The 4,491-nt window shown below is 55.2% G+C and carries 3 protein-coding genes and 1 pseudogene; all 4 read left to right on the plus strand.

Going from position 1 to position 4,491, the window contains the following annotated elements; genetic code table 11:
• The coding region (locus ACXJ5O_RS19750; protein WP_457301384.1) for an extracellular solute-binding protein at positions 1-1,306 on the plus strand (1,306 nt) is incomplete at its 5' end.
• Positions 1,303-3,174, plus strand: coding sequence for an extracellular solute-binding protein (locus ACXJ5O_RS19755; protein ID WP_457301385.1), 1,872 nt, complete (start codon positions 1,303-1,305; stop codon positions 3,172-3,174). The genes ACXJ5O_RS19750 and ACXJ5O_RS19755, both read left to right, overlap by 4 nt.
• A 30-nt stretch (positions 3,175-3,204) precedes the next feature.
• Entirely contained in the window at positions 3,205-4,308 is a 1,104-nt protein-coding gene (locus tag ACXJ5O_RS19760; protein WP_457301386.1) for a microcin C ABC transporter permease YejB, read from the plus strand.
• Positions 4,308-4,491: pseudogene (locus ACXJ5O_RS19765) on the plus strand (ABC transporter permease); the annotation flags it as partial. The gene ACXJ5O_RS19760 and the pseudogene ACXJ5O_RS19765, both read left to right, overlap by 1 nt.

Raw genomic sequence — 4,491 nt, forward strand, 5'->3', positions numbered from 1 at the left:
GCCGAATATCATGGGCGATCTTGTCGTCCTTCCCAAGCATTGGTGGGAAGGGACAGACGCCTCCGGCAAGAAGCGCGATGTTACCAAGCCGACAATGGAGATCCCCCTTGGATCTTCGGCCTACAAGATCGAGAGCGTCGTTCCGGGTAAAACGATTGTCTGGGCCCGTGTCGAAAACTATTGGGGCAGAGACCTCCCAGTCAATGTCGGCCGCAATAATTTCGACCATATCCGCTATGAATACTTCCGCGACCAGAATGCCTCCTGGGAGGCCTTCAAGAAGGGCGGCTTTGAGGATTATCGAGGCGAAGCGAGCATTGGCCGCTGGATGCGCGGTTATGATTTTCCCGCTGTTGCGCGTGGTGACGTTATCAAGGCGATGTTTCCGCTCCGCTCATCGGGCCGCATGCAGGGATTCTTGATCAATACAAGGCGCGACAAGTTCAAGGACCCAAGAGTGCGCGAGGCTTTGAACTGGGCGTATGATTTTGAAAGCATGAGCAAGAATCTGTTCTTTGGCCAGTATAAGCGCATTAACAGCTATTTTGCCGGTTCTGAACTCGCTTCCAGCGGCTTGCCAAGTGGCAAGGAGCTTGAAATCCTGGAGACTGTAAAAGGCGAAGTGCCTGAAGAAGTCTTCACCAAGGAATTCAAGCTCCCGGTCTACGACACGCCGCAATCGCAGCGGGACAATCTGCGCCATGCCGTTCAGCTTCTGAAAGCGGCCGGTTACGACCAGAAGAATGGAAAGCTCGTCAATACACAAACGGGACAGCCATTGACCATCGAGTTTCTGGCAGATGATCCGTCAGCTGAGCGCTTTATCGGGCCGTTCATGGCAAATCTGCGCAAGCTCGGCATCGATGCACAGATTCGCGTCGTGGATAGTGCGCAATATACTTCCCGCCTCAACGATTTCGATTTTGACATCACGACACCGAACGTCGTCATGGCCCAAAGTCTGTCGCCAGGCAACGAGCAACGCGACTTCTGGAGTTCGGCCGCAGCGGATACGCCGGGAAGTCGGAACTACATGGGCATCAAGAACCCGGCTGTCGACAAGCTGGTCGATCGGGTGATTTTCGCAAAGGATCGTGATGAGCTTGTGGCTGCGACGCATGCGCTCGACCGGGTGCTGCTCTGGAATTATTACGTGGTTCCGCAATGGTACGATGATCGGATAAAAATCGCCTACTGGAACAAGTTCGGCATGCCGGAGAAGCAACCCGAATATACCGGAATCGACCCATTCTCCTGGTGGATCGATATTGCCAAGGAACAGGCTTTGAAGGCGCGCACCGAATGACGCGACCTACCCGCCGCGATGTTCTGAAAATATCAAGCGCGACGATACTGACGGCATTGGCGCCGCGCCTTGCGCTGTCGGAAGTCGCGACCGGTGTGCCTCTGCATGGGCTTTCAGCATTTGGCGAGCTGAAATATCCCAAGGATTTCACACATTTCGACTACGCCAGTCCCGATGCCCCCAAAGGCGGCACCTTCGCCTTCTCGCCATGGAGCTGGTTTTTCAACCAGTCGACGCAGACCTTCAATACGCTGAACAGCTTCTCGCCCAAGGGCGACGCGCCGCCGCGCATGGAGCTATGTTTTGATACGTTGATGGAAACCGCACTGGACGAGCCAGACTCGATATATGGGCTGGTGGCGGAAACAGTGACTGTCTCCGGCGACCGCAATACGTTCACCTTCAAACTCCGCCCCGAAGCCCGGTTCCACGATGGCTCGCCCCTCACCGCGCATGATGTGGTTTTCAGCTATCAGACGATACAGAAGAAGGGGCACCCTTCGCTTTTGTTGTTGCTGACCGAGATGAAGGAGATCGTTGCCGTCGACGATCACACCCTGCGTATCAGCTTTAGCGGCAAGCATTCGGACCGCGCCATTCTCGACATCGCCAGTATCACGCCAATTCTCTCAAAAACCTGGTATGCCACGCGCGATTTCGATGCCTCGACGCTTGAAGCTCCGCTTGCTTCGGGACCTTACCGGGTCGGCAACGTTTCGGTCGGCCAGCGTATCGAATATGAGCGTGTCGCGGATTACTGGGGAAAAGACCTGCCGGTCATGCGCGGCTTCAACCATTTCGACCGGATCAGGATTGATTTCTACCGCGACCGCCAGCCGGAGTTCGAAGCCTTCAAGAAAGGGGATATCTTCTTTCGTCTCGAATCCACCGCCAAGACATGGGCGACGGAATATGATTTTCCGGCAATCCAGCAAAAGCGTGTCATCAAGCGGGACTTTTCCGGTGAAAAACGCCCGCAAATGCAGGCCTGGGCCCTGAACCAGCGCCGCGAACATTTCCGCGATCCGCGTGTTCGCGAAGCCATCGCCTTGTGTTTCGATTTCGAATGGACACAGAAAAACCTGTTCTATGGTCGCTACGACCGTTCACAATCGCTGTTCGAACAGTCGGATTTTCGTGCCACGGGAAAACCTTCGCCAGAAGAACTGGCACTCATGGAGCCGTTTCGCGAAAAGTTACCCGAAGCCATCTTCAACGAGGCGCTATTGCAAGCGCCGTCCGATGGTTCAGGTCGCGACCGCAAGAACTTGCGCCGCGCTTCCGAGCTTCTGGCCCAGGCCGGCTTCAAGCGAGAGGGCAATCAGTTGGTCGATGCGGGAGGCAAACCGCTCAACGTTGAAATGCTTATTCAGGCCGAGGTTTTCACGCGAGTCTATTCACCCTTCATCAACAATCTCAAGGCAATAGGCATCAATGCCTTTTTGCGCCTTGTCGATCCCTCGCAATATCAACTGCGCCTGCAGGATTTTGATTTCGACATGATGGGCATCGCCTATATGCTCGATGCCACCCCGACGCGAGAATCTCTAGAGATCATGTTCGGCTCGAAGGCCGCCGGCGTACCCGGCTCGTGGAATTTTCCCGACACTGCCGACCCGGTTATCGATGCGCTTATCGCGAAAGTCAGCGAGGCGCACTCCCGTACGGAATTGATTTCAATCTTGCGTGTTCTTGATCGACTCTTGCGTATAAGACGCGACTGGATTCCAAATTGGTATGCAGCGAATCATCCGATCGCCTATTGGGACATGTTCGGCTTCAAGGAGCCGAAACCCGACTACGGTTTTCCGGTTGAGACGTTGTGGTGGCTCGACGAAGCAAAGGCGAAGGCAATTGGCAAGATTTGATATTTTAGCGATGTTGAGAGGGAGCTCCTGATGGGAGCCTATATCCTTCGCCGTCTCGTTTTGATGGTTCCGACACTGTTCGGGGTTTTGCTTGTCTGCTTCGTCATCGTACAATTTGTCCCAGGCGGCCCGGTACAGCGCATTATCGGCCAACTTACCGGCCAGGGCGGCAATGCCATGGACCGCATCGGCGGCGGCGGTGCGGATTTCGGTCAGAGCCAGGATCAGCTTGGCCTTGGTGAGGGCAACTCAAAATATCGCGGTGCACAGGGCCTTGATCCGGCATTCATCGCCAGCCTCGAACAGCAGTTCGGCCTCGACAAGCCTCCCTTGGAGCGCTTCGGTCTTCTGATGTGGAATTATGTGCGCTTCGATTTCGGGAAGAGCTATTTCCGCGATATTAGCGTCATCGATCTGATCAAGGAAAAGCTCCCTGTCTCCATATCGCTCGGCCTGTGGATGACGCTGCTCTCCTACATGATCTCGATTCCACTCGGCATACGCAAGGCGATCAAGGACGGCTCGACCTTCGATATCTGGACCAGCGGCGTCATCATCGTTGGCTATGCGATTCCAGGCTTTCTCTTCGGTATTATGCTGATCGTTTTCTTCGCAGGGGGCTCGTTCTTCGACTGGTTTCCTTTGCGCGGGCTGACCTCGAACAACTTCTCGCAGCTCTCGCTTTTCGGCAAGATCGTTGACTATGCATGGCATCTCGCACTGCCACTGACCGCGATGCTGCTTTCCGCTTTTGCCACAACGACGCTGCTTACCAAGAACTCGTTCCTCGACGAAATCCGCAAGCAGTATGTGACGACGGCGCGCGCCAAGKGTCTCAGCGAGCGCAAGATCCTCTATGGCCACGTCTTCCGCAATGCCATGCTCATTGTCATTTCCGGCTTTCCAAGCGCCTTTATTTCGATCTTTTTCACCGGCCAGCTCCTGATCGAGGCGATCTTCTCGCTCGATGGGCTGGGATTGCTGGGCTATGAATCGATCATCAACCGCGATTATCCGGTGGTGATTGCCACGGTCTATATTTTCGCGCTTGTCGGCGTCGTCGTCAGTCTCCTCTCCGATCTTCTCTATACATGGATCGATCCCCGGATCGATTTTGAACGGAGGGATGTCTGATGACGAGCGAGGTTTTACGCGCGCCCGCCATCCCGGTTCGACGCCCACGCCTGTCGCCGCTCAATGCCCGTCGATGGCAGAATTTCAAGGCCAACCGCCGCGGCTGGTGGGCGTTGTGGATATTCTTGTTCCTGTTCATTGCGTCGCTGTTCGCCGAGTTCATTGCCAACGACAGGCCAATCC

It is taken from the genome of Phyllobacterium sp. P5_D12 (genome assembly GCF_054049495.1).